9 protein-coding genes, 3 tRNA genes and 7 rRNA genes are annotated in these 22,045 nt (G+C 46.3%); 11 read left to right on the top strand and 8 right to left on the bottom strand.

Going from position 1 to position 22,045, the window contains the following annotated elements; translation table 11 throughout:
* Positions 1-490 precede the first annotated feature (490 nt).
* The 10 genes from SHEW_RS17865 (at position 491) to rrf (SHEW_RS17815) (ending at position 12,624) form a co-directional block, all read left to right on the top strand.
* Positions 491-2,035: ribosomal RNA gene (locus tag SHEW_RS17865) — 16S ribosomal RNA — on the top strand.
* Positions 2,036-2,154: 119 nt separating this feature from the next.
* Positions 2,155-2,231, top strand: a tRNA-Ile gene (locus tag SHEW_RS17860).
* Positions 2,232-2,345: 114 nt separating this feature from the next.
* Positions 2,346-2,421, top strand: a tRNA-Ala gene (locus tag SHEW_RS17855).
* A 244-nt stretch (positions 2,422-2,665) separates the two neighbouring features.
* Positions 2,666-5,558 (top strand): 23S ribosomal RNA (locus tag SHEW_RS17850).
* Positions 5,559-5,671: 113 nt separating this feature from the next.
* Positions 5,672-5,787 (top strand): 5S ribosomal RNA (gene rrf / locus SHEW_RS17845).
* An 83-nt stretch (positions 5,788-5,870) separates the two neighbouring features.
* Positions 5,871-5,946, top strand: a tRNA-Thr gene (locus SHEW_RS17840).
* Positions 5,947-5,955: 9 nt separating this feature from the next.
* Positions 5,956-6,071: ribosomal RNA gene (gene rrf / locus SHEW_RS17835) — 5S ribosomal RNA — on the top strand.
* A 1,635-nt stretch (positions 6,072-7,706) separates the two neighbouring features.
* A 16S ribosomal RNA gene (locus SHEW_RS17825) occupies positions 7,707-9,251 on the top strand.
* A 251-nt stretch (positions 9,252-9,502) separates the two neighbouring features.
* Positions 9,503-12,395, top strand: a 23S ribosomal RNA gene (locus SHEW_RS17820).
* A 113-nt stretch (positions 12,396-12,508) separates the two neighbouring features.
* A 5S ribosomal RNA gene (gene rrf, locus SHEW_RS17815) occupies positions 12,509-12,624 on the top strand.
* Together the 16S, 23S and 5S rRNA genes with 3 tRNA genes alongside form the textbook arrangement of a ribosomal RNA operon.
* 905 nt (positions 12,625-13,529) lie before the next feature.
* Here the strand turns inward: rrf (SHEW_RS17815) and mutT are convergent.
* From mutT to pilB, 7 genes are read right to left on the bottom strand one after another with little or no spacing between them, the layout of a single operon-like run.
* Complete coding sequence (mutT, locus tag SHEW_RS17805; protein WP_011867240.1) at positions 13,530-13,919, bottom strand: 8-oxo-dGTP diphosphatase MutT; 390 nt, start codon at positions 13,917-13,919, stop codon at positions 13,530-13,532.
* Positions 13,920-14,132: a DNA gyrase inhibitor YacG gene (gene yacG, locus SHEW_RS17800; protein WP_041407493.1), complete on the bottom strand. Its 213-nt coding sequence runs from the start codon at positions 14,130-14,132 to the stop codon at positions 13,920-13,922.
* A gap of 48 nt (positions 14,133-14,180) precedes the next feature.
* Positions 14,181-14,915, bottom strand: coding sequence for a cell division protein ZapD (gene zapD, locus SHEW_RS17795; protein WP_011867238.1), 735 nt, complete (start codon positions 14,913-14,915; stop codon positions 14,181-14,183).
* An 8-nt stretch (positions 14,916-14,923) separates the two neighbouring features.
* Entirely contained in the window at positions 14,924-15,529 is a 606-nt protein-coding gene (coaE, locus tag SHEW_RS17790; protein ID WP_011867237.1) for a dephospho-CoA kinase, read from the bottom strand.
* Between the two features lie 20 nt (positions 15,530-15,549).
* Positions 15,550-16,461, bottom strand: a complete 912-nt coding sequence (locus tag SHEW_RS17785; RefSeq protein WP_011867236.1) for a prepilin peptidase — start codon at positions 16,459-16,461, stop codon at positions 15,550-15,552.
* Positions 16,462-16,499: 38 nt separating this feature from the next.
* Positions 16,500-17,768 (bottom strand): type II secretion system F family protein, encoded by a 1,269-nt coding sequence (locus SHEW_RS17780; protein WP_011867235.1) that lies wholly within the window; start codon positions 17,766-17,768, stop codon positions 16,500-16,502.
* Positions 17,769-17,804: 36 nt separating this feature from the next.
* Positions 17,805-19,514 (bottom strand): type IV-A pilus assembly ATPase PilB, encoded by a 1,710-nt coding sequence (gene pilB, locus SHEW_RS17775; RefSeq protein WP_011867234.1) that lies wholly within the window; start codon positions 19,512-19,514, stop codon positions 17,805-17,807.
* Between the two features lie 341 nt (positions 19,515-19,855).
* Here pilB and SHEW_RS17770 point away from each other — a divergent pair, with 341 nt between their 5' ends.
* The gene (locus tag SHEW_RS17770) at positions 19,856-21,226 is read left to right on the top strand and encodes an O-antigen ligase family protein (protein ID WP_011867233.1); all 1,371 of its coding nucleotides are present in this window, start codon (positions 19,856-19,858) and stop codon (positions 21,224-21,226) included.
* 167 nt (positions 21,227-21,393) lie between these two features.
* Here SHEW_RS17770 and SHEW_RS21030 read toward each other — a convergent pair whose 3' ends face one another.
* Positions 21,394-21,747, bottom strand: a complete 354-nt coding sequence (locus tag SHEW_RS21030) for a type IV pilin protein (protein ID WP_011867232.1) — start codon at positions 21,745-21,747, stop codon at positions 21,394-21,396.
* Positions 21,748-22,045: the final 298 nt, after the last annotated feature.

The raw sequence follows: 22,045 nt of genomic DNA, 5'->3' as shown, positions 1-22,045 counted from the left end.
ATTTGTGGATAACTTTGGGGGTAAATAGTGCGTATGATGTGACTATCTAAAAAGATCGAAAAAAGTCTGATTTTTCTTAAAAAACCACTTGCGCGCAAATCAGAACTGCCTATAATGCGCATCCACTGACACGGCAAAGCAGACAACGCAGCGTCGAAACACTTGGTAGCTAAGGCGATAAGGTGGTCAGGCACTGAAAAGTGAAGCATCAAAAAGTTTGCAAAAACTGCTTGACGCGAACAAGGGATTGCGTAGAATACGCAGCCCTAGCCACTCGGGAATCACCGGGATGTGCTAACGCTCTTTAACAATTTATCAAGTAATCTGTGTGGACACTCACAGGTATTGAGTTAATCGAAAACGATTTAAATCTCAATGCAACGATGAGAGTCCATAGCAATATGTACAAACATGTAGATGATTCTTCCGAGTCATTTATGTGAATCAGAATTCATTGAGTCGTTTGGCGCAAGCCAAACACAAAAACTTTTAATTGAAGAGTTTGATCATGGCTCAGATTGAACGCTGGCGGCAGGCCTAACACATGCAAGTCGAGCGGTAACATTTCAAAAGCTTGCTTTTGAAGATGACGAGCGGCGGACGGGTGAGTAATGCCTAGGGAACTGCCCAGTCGAGGGGGATAACAGTTGGAAACGACTGCTAATACCGCATACGCCCTACGGGGGAAAAGAGGGGATCTTCGGACCTTCTGCGATTGGATGTACCTAGGTGGGATTAGCTAGTAGGTGAGGTAATGGCTCACCTAGGCGACGATCCCTAGCTGTTCTGAGAGGATGATCAGCCACACTGGGACTGAGACACGGCCCAGACTCCTACGGGAGGCAGCAGTGGGGAATATTGCACAATGGGCGCAAGCCTGATGCAGCCATGCCGCGTGTGTGAAGAAGGCCTTCGGGTTGTAAAGCACTTTCAGCGAGGAGGAAAGGTTAACGGTTAATACCCGTTAGCTGTGACGTTACTCGCAGAAGAAGCACCGGCTAACTTCGTGCCAGCAGCCGCGGTAATACGAGGGGTGCAAGCGTTAATCGGAATTACTGGGCGTAAAGCGTACGCAGGCGGTTGATTAAGCGAGATGTGAAAGCCCCGGGCTTAACCTGGGAACTGCATTTCGAACTGGTCAACTAGAGTCTTGTAGAGGGGGGTAGAATTTCAGGTGTAGCGGTGAAATGCGTAGAGATCTGAAGGAATACCGGTGGCGAAGGCGGCCCCCTGGACAAAGACTGACGCTCAGGTACGAAAGCGTGGGGAGCAAACAGGATTAGATACCCTGGTAGTCCACGCCGTAAACGATGTCTACTCGGAATTTGGTGTCTTGAACACTGGGTTCTCAAGCTAACGCATTAAGTAGACCGCCTGGGGAGTACGGCCGCAAGGTTAAAACTCAAATGAATTGACGGGGGCCCGCACAAGCGGTGGAGCATGTGGTTTAATTCGATGCAACGCGAAGAACCTTACCTACTCTTGACATCCAGAGAACTTTTCAGAGATGAATTGGTGCCTTCGGGAACTCTGAGACAGGTGCTGCATGGCTGTCGTCAGCTCGTGTTGTGAAATGTTGGGTTAAGTCCCGCAACGAGCGCAACCCTTATCCTTACTTGCCAGCGGGTAATGCCGGGAACTTTAGGGAGACTGCCGGTGATAAACCGGAGGAAGGTGGGGACGACGTCAAGTCATCATGGCCCTTACGAGTAGGGCTACACACGTGCTACAATGGTCGGTACAGAGGGTTGCGAAGCCGCGAGGTGGAGCTAATCTCACAAAGCCGGTCGTAGTCCGGATTGGAGTCTGCAACTCGACTCCATGAAGTCGGAATCGCTAGTAATCGTGGATCAGAATGCCACGGTGAATACGTTCCCGGGCCTTGTACACACCGCCCGTCACACCATGGGAGTGGGCTGCACCAGAAGTAGATAGCTTAACCTTCGGGAGGGCGTTTACCACGGTGTGGTTCATGACTGGGGTGAAGTCGTAACAAGGTAGCCCTAGGGGAACCTGGGGCTGGATCACCTCCTTACCTATACGATTGACTGATATTTGTTGAGTGTTCACACAGATTACTTGATAGAAGATAGAGCAAAGTATCGAAAGATATTTTTGAGGGTTTTGATTCTTAATCAAAAGCCAAAAAGAAATGGGTCTGTAGCTCAGCTGGTTAGAGCGCACCCCTGATAAGGGTGAGGTCGGTGGTTCAAGTCCACTCTGACCCACCAATTCTTTGTTGATACTGCGTTATGTATTTCGTCGTTTAGCAGGCTAAACGTCCTCAATACATGCCTTGTTTCAACTCGAATTGGCAATGGTATACTTTGTTCGCTGCATGTAATGGGGCTATAGCTCAGCTGGGAGAGCGCCTGCCTTGCACGCAGGAGGTCTGCGGTTCGATCCCGCATAGCTCCACCATTTGCTCTTAAAGAGAGCATGCAGTTATGGTTAGAGATGCCAAAGATAAATGCAGAATTTATCTTTGGCTTTTTTAAGCCCGCTCTTTAAAAATTTGGAAAGCTGATAGTAATAACCGAAAGGTTATTGCGAAAATAATTGAGTTCTCAAAACACACTTTAATCAAGTGACTTGAGTATTCTTTTGGCGAAAGTAGAAACCGTTAGTTGCGATGCGACTCAGATGAAACTCATTTGGGTTGTATGGTTAAGTGACTAAGCGTATACGGTGGATGCCTTGGCAGTCAGAGGCGATGAAGGACGTAGTAACTTGCGAAAAGCGTTGGCGAGCTAGTAACAAGCATTTGAGCTAACGATGTCCGAATGGGGAAACCCGGCACCATAAGGTGTCATCACTAAGTGAATACATAGCTTAGTGAGGCGAACGAGGGGAACTGAAACATCTAAGTACCCTTAGGAAAAGAAATCAACCGAGATTCCCCTAGTAGCGGCGAGCGAACGGGGATTAGCCCTTAAGCCTAGAGGGTGTTAGTGGAATGTGTTGGAAAGCACAGCGATACAGGGTGATAGCCCCGTACATGAAAACTAACTTTAGGTGAAAACGAGTAGGACGGGACACGTGATATCTTGTTCGAATATGGGGGGACCATCCTCCAAGGCTAAATACTCCTGACTGACCGATAGTGAACCAGTACCGTGAGGGAAAGGCGAAAAGAACCCCTGTGAGGGGAGTGAAATAGAACCTGAAACCGTATACGTACAAGCAGTGGGAGCGGTTCTTGAGACCGTGACTGCGTACCTTTTGTATAATGGGTCAGCGACTTACATTTTGTAGCGAGGTTAAGCGAATAGCGGAGCCGTAGGGAAACCGAGTGTTAACTGCGCGTTTAGTTGCAAGGTGTAGACCCGAAACCCGGTGATCTAGCCATGGGCAGGTTGAAGGTTGAGTAACATCAACTGGAGGACCGAACACACGTATGTTGAAAAATGCGGTGATGACTTGTGGCTGGGGGTGAAAGGCCAATCAAACCGGGAGATATCTGGTTCTCCTCGAAAGCTATTTAGGTAGCGCCTCGAGCGAATACCATTGGGGGTAGAGCACTGTTAAGGCTAGGGGGTCATCCCGACTTACCAACCCTTTGCAAACTCCGAATACCAATGAGTACTACTCGGGAGACACACGGCGGGTGCTAACGTCCGTCGTGAAAAGGGAAACAACCCAGACCATCAGCTAAGGTCCCAAAGTTATTGCTAAGTGGGAAACGATGTGGGAAGGCTTAGACAGCTAGGATGTTGGCTTAGAAGCAGCCATCATTTAAAGAAAGCGTAATAGCTCACTAGTCGAGTCGGCCTGCGCGGAAGATATAACGGGGCTAAGCAATACACCGAAGCTATGGGTACTAGCGCTTGCGCTAGTGCGGTAGAGGAGCGTTCTGTAAGCCGTTGAAGGTGAAGGGGTAACCCACGCTGGAGGTATCAGAAGTGCGAATGCTGACATGAGTAACGATAAAGGGGGTGAAAAACCTCCTCGCCGAAAGACCAAGGGTTCCTGTCCAACGTTAATCGGGGCAGGGTGAGTCGACCCCTAAGGCGAGGCCGAAAGGCGTAGTCGATGGGAAACGGGTTAATATTCCCGTACTTCTGCTAACTGCGATGGAGAGACGGAGAAGGCTAGGCTAGCGCGGCGTTGGTTGTCCGCGTTTAAGGCTGTAGGTAGGGTACTTAGGCAAATCCGGGCACCTAATACTGAGAGTTGATGACGAGTCACTACGGTGATGAAGTAGTTGATGCCATGCTTCCAGGAAAATCTTCTAAGCTTCAGGTTAGTAGGAATCGTACCCCAAACCGACACAGGTGGTCGGGTAGAGAATACCAAGGCGCTTGAGAGAACTCGGCTGAAGGAACTAGGCAAAATGGTACCGTAACTTCGGGAGAAGGTACGCTCCTGTTGGTGATGAGACTTGCTCTCTAAGCTGACGGGAGTCGCAGATACCAGGTGGCTGCAACTGTTTATCAAAAACACAGCACTGTGCAAAATCGCAAGATGACGTATACGGTGTGACGCCTGCCCGGTGCCGGAAGGTTAATTGATTGGGTTATCTTCGGAGAAGCTCATGATCGAAGCCCCGGTAAACGGCGGCCGTAACTATAACGGTCCTAAGGTAGCGAAATTCCTTGTCGGGTAAGTTCCGACCTGCACGAATGGCGTAATGATGGCCACGCTGTCTCCAGCCGAGACTCAGTGAAGTTGAAATTGCGGTGAAGATGCCGTATACCCGCGGCTAGACGGAAAGACCCCGTGAACCTTTACTATAGCTTGGCACTGAACATTGACCCTACATGTGTAGGATAGGTGGGAGACTTTGAAGCGGGAACGCCAGTTCTCGTGGAGTCATCCTTGAAATACCACCCTTGTAGTGTTGATGTTCTAACTCTGGCCCCTGAATCGGGGTTGAGGACAGTGCCTGGTGGGTAGTTTGACTGGGGCGGTCTCCTCCCAAAGAGTAACGGAGGAGCACGAAGGTTGGCTAAGTACGGTCGGACATCGTACGGTTAGTGCAATGGCATAAGCCAGCTTAACTGCGAGACATACACGTCGAGCAGGTGCGAAAGCAGGTCATAGTGATCCGGTGGTTCTGAATGGAAGGGCCATCGCTCAACGGATAAAAGGTACTCCGGGGATAACAGGCTGATACCGCCCAAGAGTTCATATCGACGGCGGTGTTTGGCACCTCGATGTCGGCTCATCACATCCTGGGGCTGAAGTCGGTCCCAAGGGTATGGCTGTTCGCCATTTAAAGTGGTACGCGAGCTGGGTTCAGAACGTCGTGAGACAGTTCGGTCCCTATCTGCCGTGGGCGTTGGATGATTGAAGGGAGCTGCTCCTAGTACGAGAGGACCGGAGTGGACGAACCGCTGGTGTTCGGGTTGTCATGCCAATGGCATTGCCCGGTAGCTACGTTCGGAATCGATAACCGCTGAAAGCATCTAAGCGGGAAGCGAGCCCTAAGATGAGTCATCCCTAGACCTTTAAGGTCTCTAAAGAGCCGTCCGAGACTAGGACGTTGATAGGCAGGGTGTGTAAGCGTTGTGAGGCGTTGAGCTAACCTGTACTAATGACTCGTGAGGCTTAACCATACAACCCAAAAGGGTTTTACTGCAAAGTAAGTAATGGTTTTACGTAATCAAAAGAATACAAAAGTACTTGATTGAAGTGCGAACTCAAACAGCTTTCTAAATTTCCAAATTTGTCTGGAAACCATAGCATTGTGGTCCCACCTGATCCCATCCCGAACTCAGAAGTGAAACGCAATCGCGCCGATGGTAGTGTGGGGTCTCCCCATGTGAGAGTAGGTCATTTCCAGACACTAATTTCGCTTAACCTTTAAGGTATAAGCAAAATAACCAAGCGCATTTAGAGTAAGACGCATAGTTATTTAACAGTTTTGTGCTGATATGGCTCAGTCGGTAGAGCGCATCCTTGGTAAGGATGAGGTCCCCAGTTCGATTCTGGGTATCAGCACCACTAAATTTGTCTGGAAACCATAGCATTGTGGTCCCACCTGATCCCATCCCGAACTCAGAAGTGAAACGCAATCGCGCCGATGGTAGTGTGGGGTCTCCCCATGTGAGAGTAGGTCATTTCCAGGCGCCTAATATAGCAAAAAGCCCTAGCCTAAAACGCTAGGGCTTTTTACTTTCTACACGCTGAGAAAAAACTTTACCCCGATGTCACCCCGCCGCCGAGCGTGGTCATAAACTGCATCCTGCGTTTATGACATTCGCTACATCCATGTGCCTTGTCATCGGCCGCGAAGCATAGCTTCTCCGTGTTCAAGTCAGGCTAAGTACTGCTTTTTCAAAGAGCCTTACTTTCACACCCATGTATTCGCTTCACGAACCGAGCAGGTTATTTTCAGGCGTCTAATAACGAGGAATCTCACTCGAACATGGGGAAGGTAAAGCGTTCTTACGAGTGAGGTGCAATCCCATGCAGAGGTTGATAATGCATTCTGCAATGCCGACACTTCCGCCGTTCAGGGCTCTCTTGCTTCTCAGCTTGCAGCCTAGCCACAGGTACCTTCACGATCCAACCATCCAGATGAGCTAGATAATCAGATCTCTTACGCCTCATGCGATAGTTCGATAAATGGATACTGCTAAATCGACATGTCCACAAATCATAGCGGAATAGGAGAGAAGTATTTGCGTCGATCAAATGCAATTTGGTGCAGAAGATGGAGGATTTGGAGAGCTTGGCCGAAGCTGTCCATGATAGGCGCTAAAGATCCAAAAAGTTCTTCATCTCCTTAGTTAAGTTGACCGTAATAACGTAATGTTTCAGTGAGCTAAGTTGTTTGTACTGTTCTAGAGTTAATTTACATTCCTTACGGCTTTTGGGCGTTCATGGTAGGTAGTACGTCAATCGCTTAGTGGATACCTCATTCTTAATTCAATAGCTGGCCTGTTATCAGAACTCCTTCTAAGACAGTGTGGAGATTGCCTATCTCTATCTCTATCTCTATCTCTATCTCTATCTCTATCTCTATCTCTATCTCTATCTCTACCTCTTCGTTGCCCTAATTTCTACCTGAGAAGTGATGGGTAGGTATTTATTCTGATCGTAAAGGCGATAGCTATTTCCTTTTGTTTATAGAAAGCGCATGGGTGTGTTAGCGCTCAAGTTTCTTAAGTTAGCCAGTTTACTGTGTTTGAAGGTAAGCGGTGACCAGCCTGTGCCAGTGCTTCAATTATCGCTTTTGTGGATAACTTTGTGCGCAATTGGTGTAAAGGGTGTGCTTATGTCAGGTATAAAAAATGAGTTCATTTTTATTGAAAAAAGCCCTTGCGAAAAAGATTTGGCTCCCTATAATGCGCTCCCACTGACACGGCAAACGGCGCTACTTACCAAGTGAGTAAGTAACGAATGTCGAGTCAAGGCGATAAGCGGTTCGAGTTTTTAAGCCGGTAGTTACAACGCGAAAGCACAGTAATTAACCACTTAAAAATCTTTTGAAAAAAGCGCTTGACGCCGACAGGGAGAAGCGTAGAATACGCAGCCCTAGCCCGCTGGACTCCAGTATGAGGCGAACGTTCTTTAACAAGATAAAACAAGAAATCTGTGTGGACACTCACAGGTATTGAGTTAATCGAAAACGATTTAAATCTCAATGCAACGATGAGAGTCCATAGCAATATGTACAAACATGTAGATGATTCTTCCGAGTCATTTATGTGAATCAGAATTCATTGAGTCGTTTGGCGCAAGCCAAACACAAAAACTTTTAATTGAAGAGTTTGATCATGGCTCAGATTGAACGCTGGCGGCAGGCCTAACACATGCAAGTCGAGCGGTAACATTTCAAAAGCTTGCTTTTGAAGATGACGAGCGGCGGACGGGTGAGTAATGCCTAGGGAACTGCCCAGTCGAGGGGGATAACAGTTGGAAACGACTGCTAATACCGCATACGCCCTACGGGGGAAAAGAGGGGATCTTCGGACCTTCTGCGATTGGATGTACCTAGGTGGGATTAGCTAGTAGGTGAGGTAATGGCTCACCTAGGCGACGATCCCTAGCTGTTCTGAGAGGATGATCAGCCACACTGGGACTGAGACACGGCCCAGACTCCTACGGGAGGCAGCAGTGGGGAATATTGCACAATGGGCGCAAGCCTGATGCAGCCATGCCGCGTGTGTGAAGAAGGCCTTCGGGTTGTAAAGCACTTTCAGCGAGGAGGAAAGGTTAACGGTTAATACCCGTTAGCTGTGACGTTACTCGCAGAAGAAGCACCGGCTAACTTCGTGCCAGCAGCCGCGGTAATACGAGGGGTGCAAGCGTTAATCGGAATTACTGGGCGTAAAGCGTACGCAGGCGGTTGATTAAGCGAGATGTGAAAGCCCCGGGCTTAACCTGGGAACTGCATTTCGAACTGGTCAACTAGAGTCTTGTAGAGGGGGGTAGAATTTCAGGTGTAGCGGTGAAATGCGTAGAGATCTGAAGGAATACCGGTGGCGAAGGCGGCCCCCTGGACAAAGACTGACGCTCAGGTACGAAAGCGTGGGGAGCAAACAGGATTAGATACCCTGGTAGTCCACGCCGTAAACGATGTCTACTCGGAATTTGGTGTCTTGAACACTGGGTTCTCAAGCTAACGCATTAAGTAGACCGCCTGGGGAGTACGGCCGCAAGGTTAAAACTCAAATGAATTGACGGGGGCCCGCACAAGCGGTGGAGCATGTGGTTTAATTCGATGCAACGCGAAGAACCTTACCTACTCTTGACATCCAGAGAACTTTTCAGAGATGAATTGGTGCCTTCGGGAACTCTGAGACAGGTGCTGCATGGCTGTCGTCAGCTCGTGTTGTGAAATGTTGGGTTAAGTCCCGCAACGAGCGCAACCCTTATCCTTACTTGCCAGCGGGTAATGCCGGGAACTTTAGGGAGACTGCCGGTGATAAACCGGAGGAAGGTGGGGACGACGTCAAGTCATCATGGCCCTTACGAGTAGGGCTACACACGTGCTACAATGGTCGGTACAGAGGGTTGCGAAGCCGCGAGGTGGAGCTAATCTCACAAAGCCGGTCGTAGTCCGGATTGGAGTCTGCAACTCGACTCCATGAAGTCGGAATCGCTAGTAATCGTGGATCAGAATGCCACGGTGAATACGTTCCCGGGCCTTGTACACACCGCCCGTCACACCATGGGAGTGGGCTGCACCAGAAGTAGATAGCTTAACCTTCGGGAGGGCGTTTACCACGGTGTGGTTCATGACTGGGGTGAAGTCGTAACAAGGTAGCCCTAGGGGAACCTGGGGCTGGATCACCTCCTTACCTATACGATTGACTGATATTTGTTGAGTGTTCACACAGATAACTTGTTCTTGTTAGAGCGAGTGGCACGTCCGAGCGACGATGCTTGTTCTTTAAAAATTTGGAAAGCTGATAGTAATAATCGAAAGATTATTGCGAAAAATAATTGAGTTCTCAAAACACACTTTAATCAAGTGACTTGAGTATTCTTTTGGCGAAAGTAGAAACCGTTAGTTGCGATGCGACTCAGATGAAACTCATTTGGGTTGTATGGTTAAGTGACTAAGCGTATACGGTGGATGCCTTGGCAGTCAGAGGCGATGAAGGACGTAGTAACTTGCGAAAAGCGTTGGCGAGCTAGTAACAAGCATTTGAGCTAACGATGTCCGAATGGGGAAACCCGGCACCATAAGGTGTCATCACTAAGTGAATACATAGCTTAGTGAGGCGAACGAGGGGAACTGAAACATCTAAGTACCCTTAGGAAAAGAAATCAACCGAGATTCCCCTAGTAGCGGCGAGCGAACGGGGATTAGCCCTTAAGCCTAGAGGGTGTTAGTGGAATGTGTTGGAAAGCACAGCGATACAGGGTGATAGCCCCGTACATGAAAACTAACTTTAGGTGAAAACGAGTAGGACGGGACACGTGATATCTTGTTCGAATATGGGGGGACCATCCTCCAAGGCTAAATACTCCTGACTGACCGATAGTGAACCAGTACCGTGAGGGAAAGGCGAAAAGAACCCCTGTGAGGGGAGTGAAATAGAACCTGAAACCGTATACGTACAAGCAGTGGGAGCGGTTCTTGAGACCGTGACTGCGTACCTTTTGTATAATGGGTCAGCGACTTACATTTTGTAGCGAGGTTAAGCGAATAGCGGAGCCGTAGGGAAACCGAGTGTTAACTGCGCGTTTAGTTGCAAGGTGTAGACCCGAAACCCGGTGATCTAGCCATGGGCAGGTTGAAGGTTGAGTAACATCAACTGGAGGACCGAACACACGTATGTTGAAAAATGCGGTGATGACTTGTGGCTGGGGGTGAAAGGCCAATCAAACCGGGAGATATCTGGTTCTCCTCGAAAGCTATTTAGGTAGCGCCTCGAGCGAATACCATTGGGGGTAGAGCACTGTTAAGGCTAGGGGGTCATCCCGACTTACCAACCCTTTGCAAACTCCGAATACCAATGAGTACTACTCGGGAGACACACGGCGGGTGCTAACGTCCGTCGTGAAAAGGGAAACAACCCAGACCATCAGCTAAGGTCCCAAAGTTATTGCTAAGTGGGAAACGATGTGGGAAGGCTTAGACAGCTAGGATGTTGGCTTAGAAGCAGCCATCATTTAAAGAAAGCGTAATAGCTCACTAGTCGAGTCGGCCTGCGCGGAAGATATAACGGGGCTAAGCAATACACCGAAGCTATGGGTACTAGCGCTTGCGCTAGTGCGGTAGAGGAGCGTTCTGTAAGCCGTTGAAGGTGAAGGGGTAACCCACGCTGGAGGTATCAGAAGTGCGAATGCTGACATGAGTAACGATAAAGGGGGTGAAAAACCTCCTCGCCGAAAGACCAAGGGTTCCTGTCCAACGTTAATCGGGGCAGGGTGAGTCGACCCCTAAGGCGAGGCCGAAAGGCGTAGTCGATGGGAAACGGGTTAATATTCCCGTACTTCTGCTAACTGCGATGGAGAGACGGAGAAGGCTAGGCTAGCGCGGCGTTGGTTGTCCGCGTTTAAGGCTGTAGGTAGGGTACTTAGGCAAATCCGGGCACCTAATACTGAGAGTTGATGACGAGTCACTACGGTGATGAAGTAGTTGATGCCATGCTTCCAGGAAAATCTTCTAAGCTTCAGGTTAGTAGGAATCGTACCCCAAACCGACACAGGTGGTCGGGTAGAGAATACCAAGGCGCTTGAGAGAACTCGGCTGAAGGAACTAGGCAAAATGGTACCGTAACTTCGGGAGAAGGTACGCTCCTGTTGGTGATGAGACTTGCTCTCTAAGCTGACGGGAGTCGCAGATACCAGGTGGCTGCAACTGTTTATCAAAAACACAGCACTGTGCAAAATCGCAAGATGACGTATACGGTGTGACGCCTGCCCGGTGCCGGAAGGTTAATTGATTGGGTTATCTTCGGAGAAGCTCATGATCGAAGCCCCGGTAAACGGCGGCCGTAACTATAACGGTCCTAAGGTAGCGAAATTCCTTGTCGGGTAAGTTCCGACCTGCACGAATGGCGTAATGATGGCCACGCTGTCTCCAGCCGAGACTCAGTGAAGTTGAAATTGCGGTGAAGATGCCGTATACCCGCGGCTAGACGGAAAGACCCCGTGAACCTTTACTATAGCTTGGCACTGAACATTGACCCTACATGTGTAGGATAGGTGGGAGACTTTGAAGCGGGAACGCCAGTTCTCGTGGAGTCATCCTTGAAATACCACCCTTGTAGTGTTGATGTTCTAACTCTGGCCCCTGAATCGGGGTTGAGGACAGTGCCTGGTGGGTAGTTTGACTGGGGCGGTCTCCTCCCAAAGAGTAACGGAGGAGCACGAAGGTTGGCTAAGTACGGTCGGACATCGTACGGTTAGTGCAATGGCATAAGCCAGCTTAACTGCGAGACATACACGTCGAGCAGGTGCGAAAGCAGGTCATAGTGATCCGGTGGTTCTGAATGGAAGGGCCATCGCTCAACGGATAAAAGGTACTCCGGGGATAACAGGCTGATACCGCCCAAGAGTTCATATCGACGGCGGTGTTTGGCACCTCGATGTCGGCTCATCACATCCTGGGGCTGAAGTCGGTCCCAAGGGTATGGCTGTTCGCCATTTAAAGTGGTACGCGAGCTGGGTTCAGAACGTCGTGAGACAGTTCGGTCCCTATCTGCCGTGGGCGTTGGATGATTGAAGGGAGCTGCTCCTAGTACGAGAGGACCGGAGTGGACGAACCGCTGGTGTTCGGGTTGTCATGCCAATGGCATTGCCCGGTAGCTACGTTCGGAATCGATAACCGCTGAAAGCATCTAAGCGGGAAGCGAGCCCTAAGATGAGTCATCCCTAGACCTTTAAGGTCTCTAAAGAGCCGTCCGAGACTAGGACGTTGATAGGCAGGGTGTGTAAGCGTTGTGAGGCGTTGAGCTAACCTGTACTAATGACTCGTGAGGCTTAACCATACAACCCAAAAGGGTTTTACTGCAAAGTAAGTAATGGTTTTACGTAATCAAAAGAATACAAAAGTACTTGATTGAAGTGCGAACTCAAACAGCTTTCTAAATTTCCAAATTTGTCTGGAAACCATAGCATTGTGGTCCCACCTGATCCCATCCCGAACTCAGAAGTGAAACGCAATCGCGCCGATGGTAGTGTGGGGTCTCCCCATGTGAGAGTAGGTCATTTCCAGGCGCCTAATAAACGATAAATCCCCAGCACCTTGTGCTGGGGATTTTTTCGTTTAACAGCTTTTGAAATATCGACTCGAACATGGGGAATATAAAGAGCCCGAACGCAGTGAGGTACATTTCCATGTGAAGTAGGGCGGATATCGCGATAGCGATGTGCTTATGAGCGCGAAGCTTTAGCGGAGCTGGCCATGACAGGCGCCTAAATTGCTCCTGGCAATTTAAGGCACTTCCTACATCCATGTAGGTCGCGCGAAAGTGCTACTTCACACGCAGCCCACAGCCACTTCGTGGGTGGCAGTTAAGTGCTCCAATCATTAACTGCATTTCCGCCATCCATGGCGGTCGGGGCCCTCAGCTCGCAGCCTAGCTGCTTCGCGCTCCCGTCATCCATGAAGCTGCGCTTGATAAGCGGATGTCTTACGCCCCTATGTGAGAGACCTTGATTTTATTTATTCACTCTTAATTCAATACGGTGGGGTTTCTAGCTTGAGCCCATTGCTATTACTCGATACCCATTCGCTGTTGGTATAAGTAAGAGAGGACAGAATGATTAACTTGGTGAAGTCGTGAGCATTTTGCATTTGTGTGGATTACTCACGCAAACAAGGCTCTCAAGCTCTTAGCGAAAACTTTGCAGTATAGGTATTAGAGTCTATGTGGGACTTTAAATTGTCTGCATTACGCTTAACCCATTATTATCAAGCCTGATTACTTAGTGGGACATTACTTTTTGGATGAGTGGTGGATTTCTTTAATCAAAAATAGGTGTGATAAGTCGCTTATCTCATATTGATCGTAATTATTCGAGAAGCTCCTTCTTCGGGGAGTGATGTGTTGATAGCGATTGTGATTTGTTAGGAAGGGAGGGTTAAAGCCCGAGCTAATTTTCGGGCTTCGGATTCGTTGCTATAACGAGAGGAGTTTTTCTATGATGGGCGTATTGGCTTCTGGAAAGTCAAAGTCTTTGAGCTCGTCGAGTCTAGCCCATTTAACTTCTTGGCCTTCAAGTCCCTGAGCTTCACCAGAAAAGGATTTTACTGTATGGATATCAAGATATACCTGTTTATCCGGATAATCGTGGGAAATTGCCATTAAGGGGCTTGTGGAGGTAACTTTTATTGCAACTTCCTCCCTTAACTCTCTTATCAGCGCTTCGGAGGTTGTCTCACCAGATTCGACCTTGCCACCAGGAAATTCCCACTTCCCACCTTGGTGTAGGTGATCTGGGCGTTTGGCAAGTAAGATCTGCTCTTGTTCATCGAATACTATGCCTACCGCGACGTGCACACGTTTCATTTAATGATCCTTAAAAAAGTCTGCTTCTTCATAGCCTAATGAATCTAGGGCTTCGGGATCAAACTCGGGTTTTACTGGGATGGCGTGCTTTTCTGATGCCCAGTCGCCAAGGTCGATCAGCTTACATCTTTCACTGCAGAAGGGTTTAAATTGAGATTCTTTTGACCAAAGCACCTCTTTCTGGCAGGTAGGGCACTTAACTGTGGTTGGCATAAACATTCCCATAGGCCGGTTTGTAACAGTCGGCTATGGTAAACCACTTTAGGTGCAGGTTGCCAACATAAAGTCTATCGATCTGTCTGAGTGTTTTTGTTGGTCAAATAAGACGAAATGTATGGCGTAGCGGTTACGGTTGCCACTGATGGTGGGGTAGCATCCCTGAGCGGGATCTATCTTCACTCGGATAAGTGAGAGGGCTTGAGTGCTCGACCCTTGATAAAAGCCAGCGGTGGCCGTTGCAGGGTTATAAACGGTTGTTTTACGGGTGAGCTCAAGTAGTAATTTGATTGGTGTTAACAGGCATTCGAAATGTTCTGTCCAGTTCTTGTACTCTTGCTGGCGTACTTCCCAGGGTTTGGCTAACCAGTAATGTAGCTGGGGTAGATCGAAATTACAGCAGGCACCTGGCATGCCGAATCGCTGACGTAATGCTGAGAGAAATCTGTCTTGTTTTAGTTTTTGACCGGGTCGTTCACAGCGGATTAGCTTAACTCTCGCCTCTTGCATCTGATCGATATAGCCTTCTACCTGCTGCTCATCGATGTGGGGGAGGTGCTGCCATTTTTTGAGGTTTATGAGCTGCTTATCGATGTCTTTTATAATTTCACCGCGATAGTCACAACGTTCGGTGAGTTCACAAAGAGAAAATAACGGATAGAAACAACGATGTTGATGATCTTGATCTAAATTACTTTGCACCTGATTAGCGAGGTACTCTAGCCTAAGGTAGCTTCGAGTCTTCTCGTTTAGCGGTTGTTCATAGATCAATTCATTCATGACGATTATCAAGTCTGAGCGGCTAATTTTATGTATTTATTATGTAATGCAGCGACTTTTTCTTTTAATGCCGAGATATCACCTCGATTATCGATAACATCATCGGCTTTAGATAGTTTTTCGTCTCTGCTCGCCTGGCTAGCTATTATATTTTTTACTTGCTGCGCATCGACAGCATCCCTTTCAGTGGTCCGCTTTATTTGTAACTCTGGCGAAATATCAACCACTAAAGTGCAATTGACTAACCTATCTAAACCGTTCTCAAATAGCAAGGGGACAACTAAAATTGCGTAGGCCGAGGTCGCATTTTGCAATTGTGTTAACATTTCCGTCCGAATTAACGGGTGCAGGAGGTTATTCAACCACTCTCTTGCAGATGGGTCGTTAAAAATTTTTTCTCTTAAAGCAGCGCGATTGAGCTCACCATTTTCAAGTAGGACGCTTGGACCAAAATGGTGAGCAATTTCGGTTAGCCCTTTTGTTCCCTTGGCGACAACCTCTCTACTGACAACATCTGCGTCAACAAGATCAATACCCAATTCGCCAAACAAGTTGGCGACAGTTGTCTTGCCGCTTCCTATACCGCCGGTGAGGCCTACAACAAATTTCGACATGATGTTTTCTTAGCTAAAGGCTATAAGGTAGATAGGTACCAATTTACTATATTCTCACCCCAAATCATGGCTATCCAGCCTGCTAAGGCGATATAAGGGCCAAATGGTATGGGATTGCCAGAATTGATCTTCTTATTGACGATGAGCAGCAAGCCAACTAGTGCGCCAACAATGGAGGATAACAGGATGATGAGGGGCAGTAATTGCCAGCCAAACCAGGCACCGAATACGGCTAATAGCTTAAAGTCGCCATAACCCATACCTTCCTTGCCGGTTAATATTTTGAATCCCCAGAACACGCTCCAAAGGCTCATATAGCCTGCAGAAGCGCCAATGACCGCATCTGTAATCGAGACATAGGTGCCATTTAGATTTATAAGTAGGCCTAGCCATAGCAGTGGCAGTGTGATCTGATCAGGTAATAGCATTTCATCGAGATCTATCCCTGTTAAAGCTATCAGGCCGAAGGTTAGCAAGGTGGCAAAGACAAATTGCCAGGTCGGGCCAAAATGGTAAGCGAGGTAGGCCACTGCAAATCCTGTTAAGGCCTCTATGATGGGATACCTTACAGAAATACTTGTCTTACAATGAGCGCACTTACCTCCTAACATTAACCACCCAATTACGGGGAGGTTGTGCCAAGGTTTTATATCGGTTTTACACTTAGGGCAAGATGAGCCAGGAACGATAAGATTGTATTTTTCCGGAAAATCATCGATAGGCTGGGCTAGCTTATCTTTAATTTCTGTAACGGTAGCCTTGTGGTATTCGTCGAGATATTGGTTGCATTCCTCTTGCCATTCTCTTTTCATCATCACCGGAAGGCGATGAATGACTACATTTAAAAAGCTGCCAATCACGGCTGCAAAGACAAAAGAAATTGCGGCAAACAGCAAAGGGTACTGAGCCATTAATTGGATAAATTCAGTCATTGATAAAGTTTATTTTTATTGTTCGAAAAATTTAAGGGTTAGCCGCCGACGACATTACCCATCTGGAAGATAGGGAGGTACATCCCTATAATTAACCCCCCAACGAGTGTACCAATGACGACCATCATCATTGGTTCAATTAAGCTAGATAATCCGTCAACTGCGTCATCTACTTGCATTTCATATATGTTCGCTATCTTATTTAGCATATCATCGAGGCCACCAGATTCTTCACCTATCATAACCATTTGGATAAGCATGTCCGGGAAAAGTCCTGTGGTACGCATAGCGACGTTCATTTGCATCCCAGACATTACCTCTGTACGAACTTTCGTAAGTGCGCTGCGGTAGACATAGTTACCAGATGCTCCGGCGGCAGATTCTAGTCCATCAATTAGGGGAACACCTGCTGCAAAGGTTGTTGCTAAAGTTCTCGCAAATCTTGCCATTGCCGCCTTGTGTAAAATTTCACCAATAATTGGGATTTTCAGCACTAGCTCATCTACTTTATTTCGGAATCCCGCCGATTTTAAATGAGCCTTTTTAAATGACCAAATAGAGACAACTATGCCTATTACAAAAAAATACCAAGAAGATTGAAGCCATCGCGAGATACTTACAATCATTTGTGTAAATGCCGGGAGCTCAGCTCCAAAACCAGCAAATATGTCTTCAAACTGCGGTACAACAAATAACAATAATAGTGTTGTAACAGCTATAGCAACAACGATAACGGCAGCAGGATAGAACATTGCCTTTTTTATTTTTGATTTTAGTGCTTCAGCTTTTTCTCTGTACGTTGCAATTCTGTCAAATACGGCATCTAGGGAACCTGAGTGTTCTCCAGCACCAACCAAATCAACGTAAAGATCATCAAAATATTGTCTGTGGGGTTTTAAAGAGTCGGATAGTGGTATACCGGACTGCACATCAGCCACAATTGTTCCAAGTAACTCGCGCATTCTAGGCTTTTCGTGACCGCGCCCTAGCATCTCAAGGGTTGTTACAATGGGGACACCTGCCGCCAACATTGTCGCAATCTGGCGTGTGATCATGGCGATATCCATTGCCTTTATTTTTGGATCACTCTTAAATAGAGGTTCAGCTTTCTTTTTGACAACTTTTGGGTTGACGCCTTGCGATTTTAGTTGTGCTTTTATTTCGGCAGGTGACGTCCCTCTCAATTCGCCTGAGGTTTTTTTTCCGTCGCGGTTAGTTCCCTTCCATTCAAAAGTGACCACTTTAGGTTGAGCTTTGGCTGCTTTTTGCTTTTTAGTTGATGTTTTAGCAAGCGATGCGGTAGCCATTATAATGTCCTTTAATTAATCTTGTTTAGCTGAGGTTTAGAAGCTAGTTACACGATTTATTTCGGCAATACTTGTTACGCCGGCAATAACCTTTCGTAGTCCAGATTCTCTGAGATCTCGCATTCCTTGCTCTTTAGCCTGGGTGGCAATTTGCAAAGAATTTCCTCCTTCCATAATAGTACGGGCAATCTCATCTGACATCTTCATCACCTCATAAATACCGACACGCCCCTTATAACCGCCAGAGCAAAGGTCACAGCCAACTGGCTTATAGACGGTAAAGCCTTCATCAATTTGTGCTTGTGTAAAACCGAGTTTCAGTAGTTCGTGTTCGGGGACTTCTTCCGGTTGACGGCATTCGGTACAAAGCCTTCTGGCGAGACGTTGGGCGATAATTAGGTTAACTGAGCTGGCAATGTTGTAACCTGGGACGCCCATATTTATCAGACGAGTTAGCGTTTCGGCAGCCGAGTTGGTATGAAGGGTCGAAAGTACCAAGTGACCGGTTTGTGCTGCTTTAATGGCAATTTCGGCGGTTTCCAAGTCACGTATCTCACCCACCATGACCACATCGGGATCTTGACGTAAGAAAGAGCGCAGCGCCGAGGCGAAGGTGAGTCCAGCCTTCAAGTTAATATGAACCTGATTGACGCCTTCTAAGTTAATTTCGACTGGGTCTTCAGCGGTTGAAATGTTGCGCTCTTCGGTATTGAGAATATTAAGGCCTGTATAAAGGGATACTGTTTTACCTGAGCCTGTAGGGCCGGTTACCAAGATCATGCCTTGAGGTTTTGCCAACATTTCTTCATAGAGTTTGCGTTGATCATTTTCGTAGCCGAGCTTTTCAATTCCGAGTTGGGCAGAAGAGGAGTCTAAGATACGCATTACGATCTTTTCGCCCCAAATTGTCGGCAAGGTGCTGACACGAAAATCGATAGATTTAGTGCGAGACAGCTTCATCTTAATTCGGCCATCTTGAGGAACTCGACGTTCGGCGATATCGAGTTTTGACATTACTTTTAGACGCGCTGAAATTCGTCCTGATAAGTTAACAGGAGGTTCTGATACTTCATGTAAAATACCATCGATGCGAAATCGAATACGATAGCGTTTTTCATAAGGTTCGAAGTGTAAGTCTGACGCGCCTTTACGTATGGCGTCGGTGAGTATCTTGTTTATATATATGACGATAGGAGCATCGTCACTTGCGTCGCCCTGTTGTTCTTCCTGGCGCTTGTCGGTATCTGTAATTTCAATGCCGGATAGTGAATCTTCATCTATGCCATCTAAATCGAGCGCAGAGATATCTTCTTCTAAAACCTTCTCAAGAGCGACTGTTAGTTTGTCATCTTCAACGAGAATCGCCTCCGCATGTAACCCTGCACTAAATTGAAAGTCTTCTAATGCTGCAATATTGGTAGGATCGGAAGTCCCTATATATAGACGGTTTCCACGCTTGAATAATGGAAGACACTTGTGTTTTTCAATTAGCTTTTTATTTAGGAATGCTTCCGGAATGCTGCTGATATCAAATTCATTTAAGTCCAACAAAGGCGTACCATACTCTTCATAGCATAGCTCTGCCACTTCCCTAGCTGAAAGCACTTTGGTAGCAATTAAAGTACTGACTAGAGGTTGCTTGTTTTTACGGGATAGATCTACGGCTTCTGACAATTGCTCTTCGCTAAGTAGTCCTTTGCGAATAAAAAGGGTCGATAATCCCAAATGTAGACCGGTTGAAGGCATGAGTGCTCCAAATGAACAGAAGTTCTAAAATAGTAACGCTTTTTTATGGATTTGTCATTTTTGTCAATATAGAAAATATGCTTTTTTTGTAGAGACGAGCTTAGTGACGGTATTAGTAAAAATTCCTTTTGTTGACAATATTTTGACAATATCGCCAAATTAGTCAAAGAGTGAGTTTAGGCAATGAAAGTGCCACAGTTGTGGTGTCTTGTGCTTTGTTGTTTAGTCTCTTAAACCTAGTAAGGTGCAAGGGCGAAAATTTTAATAAAAGCGAGTGGTTACTAGTTAGTGTTCCTGTATGCTAATGTCTATGGAGGCTGTGTGCTATTTTAGGTGGAGAAATGACTACAAGAGTGTATGCGTTAGGAGTGTTTGTTGGTTTATTTATTATTTTCGTTGCAGGAACACTTTTTTCTTATGACTTGTATTTTTTATTAGGGCTTGAAAATGAATATGATCTGAAAAGATTTTTGGTTGTTGGCTTTATATGGTTGTGTTTGTTAGGCCTTTGTTTCACTAAGCAAGATATAACCTTTCATGTATCTTTTTATAAGGCAGTTGGTTTTACTGTTTTCGTTTTGTTGTTATTGGTGTCTGCACTCTTTAGTCGGCATGTGTTCTGGGCATTTGTTGATGTAACCAACATTTGTATGTTAATAACAGCGTTTTATTTTTTTTCGGTGTCATTAAGAAGTTTAGATGAAAAAACGTTGTGTTCCGTATTGTTTGCTGGTGTTTTGTTCTTTTCACTACTGACTCTTTTTAAGTACTCTCTGTTTTTGATTTTCTCCTATGTGGATGTCAATAGCTTCGATATTCACGGTTTGATTTCTGATTATACTAATGCAAGGTTCTTTAATCAGTTGCAGGTTATGATTGTTCCATTGTTATATATTCCATTCTGTTGTGATGGTTTGAGGAAGTTTAAGAAGCTCTCTGTTTTTATTGTGACGCTGCACTGGTTAGTATTTCTTCAGACCGATGCTCGTGGTGCAATTTTATCACTTTTTCTGGTTTTTATTTTGTTCTTATTTAACTTGGAAAGAGAAAGGCGAATAGGCTTTCTTTATGAGGTGTTACGGCCATTGGCCTTTGGTATCTTGCTGTGGTTGTTACTAATTAAGATAATTCCTTATTATCTTTTTGATAATGTAACATTTCAACTCAGAACGACTAGCTCAGGTCGATTGGATTTTTGGTTGTTTATATTGAAGGCTATTCCTGATTCTCCTTGGTTGGGGTTTGGTCCGATGAGTTTCACCTGGGCAGAAGGAAAGCCCTTTCCCCATGCGCATCCCCACAATATTATTATGCAAGTTTTATATGAGAATGGTGTATTGGTTTGTTTGATTTTTGTTATGGTGGCATTGCATGTTGTATTTAACGTTTTGAAGTCGGTAGGAATAAACGAGTCTTTTTCAAAATATCCATTTTATTTTTCTTTGCTGTCTGGGTTGTGCTATTCACAGTTGAGTGGAGTACTAGTCATGCCTTTTTCTCAATTATTGTTTTCTCTTGTATTAGCTTTATCTATATCTAGCCCACAGCAAAATGATTGTATTGATGATTGTCGCATTAAACGTTGGATTATAATAATGCAGTTCTTAGTCGTTACGTTTTTTTCGGCGGTAATGTTTATTTCATACAATCATGAAGGACTCTCTGCTGGCTTCTTCCCTCGGATATGGTTGAGAGGAAATGTGATGAATTAAGTTTTTCGAAGGTGAAATATCGAGTTGTTTTTTAAAGTTTTATGCAGATTTTTGCATCATGCAATTATTTTGCAGAGTAAAATTCAAATGGATTGGCTGAGAATTGAAAGGATTTACGCAGTAAAAAAAAAGGCCGAGCTAGCGGCCTTTTTTCAGATCTTTATACATTAAGATGCTTTACAAGTAGCCGTTGGCCAGTCACAACTAATAGTTGTGGTGTTCTCGTCTTGCGCTTTAGTAGTTGCTGTACCTGTCAGAGAGGCCAGGTTTGTAGGCTTAGTAATAGCCCCTGTACAAGAGGTTGGAGCGAAATCGGGAATTGTTGTTTCACCAATTACCGCAGCTGATGCAGCTTTAACATAGGCAGTCGCTTCGCCTAGGCAGGCATTGATCTTACCTTTGTTTACATACTCTTTGTAAGCAGGCAGTGCAATTGCGGCGAGAATACCGATGATTGCAACAACGATCATTAATTCAATCAGGGTGAAACCCTTAGCGTTAGTCTTCTTGATACCTTTCATTTTTACTCTCTCCGTTTGACAGAACTCTGATTCGACTCATCCTAATGCTGACTATAGCAGGATGGCAGCACAACTATTCTAGTGTTAACCCTATAGTAATAGTTAAACTTGTACAAGTAACCAATATCATAGCCACTACCTTAGAATGTGGTGCTGAGACCGCTATTTCAGCTTGCTCCTGCGTAGCTTTTGACGTCGTCCTTGGTCAAATCGTTATTGCTATCAACTAGTATTTTATGAATTCCTAAAATGAGTTCGGTAAGCTGGCAATTTTTACCATGCTTTACCTCTACATTCT

Origin of the sequence: Shewanella loihica PV-4, assembly GCF_000016065.1 — a bacterium.
GTDB classification, from domain to species: Bacteria; Pseudomonadota; Gammaproteobacteria; order Enterobacterales; family Shewanellaceae; genus Shewanella; species Shewanella loihica.
The sequence above is the reverse complement of the archived record's forward strand: the minus strand, read 5'-3'. Positions and strand labels throughout refer to the sequence as shown.

Coding starts and splice junctions, on each gene's coding strand:
- SHEW_RS17780 (WP_011867235.1), bottom strand. CDS start 17,768: ATGGCTACCGCATCGCTTGCTAAAACATCAACTAAAAAGCAAAAAGCA.
- coaE (WP_011867237.1), bottom strand. CDS start 15,529: ATGTCGAAATTTGTTGTAGGCCTCACCGGCGGTATAGGAAGCGGCAAG.
- SHEW_RS21030 (WP_011867232.1), bottom strand. CDS start 21,747: ATGAAAGGTATCAAGAAGACTAACGCTAAGGGTTTCACCCTGATTGAA.
- SHEW_RS17785 (WP_011867236.1), bottom strand. CDS start 16,461: ATGACTGAATTTATCCAATTAATGGCTCAGTACCCTTTGCTGTTTGCC.
- pilB (WP_011867234.1), bottom strand. CDS start 19,514: ATGCCTTCAACCGGTCTACATTTGGGATTATCGACCCTTTTTATTCGC.
- yacG (WP_041407493.1), bottom strand. CDS start 14,132: ATGCCAACCACAGTTAAGTGCCCTACCTGCCAGAAAGAGGTGCTTTGG.
- zapD (WP_011867238.1), bottom strand. CDS start 14,915: ATGAATGAATTGATCTATGAACAACCGCTAAACGAGAAGACTCGAAGC.
- mutT (WP_011867240.1), bottom strand. CDS start 13,919: ATGAAACGTGTGCACGTCGCGGTAGGCATAGTATTCGATGAACAAGAG.
- SHEW_RS17770 (WP_011867233.1), top strand. CDS start 19,856: ATGACTACAAGAGTGTATGCGTTAGGAGTGTTTGTTGGTTTATTTATT.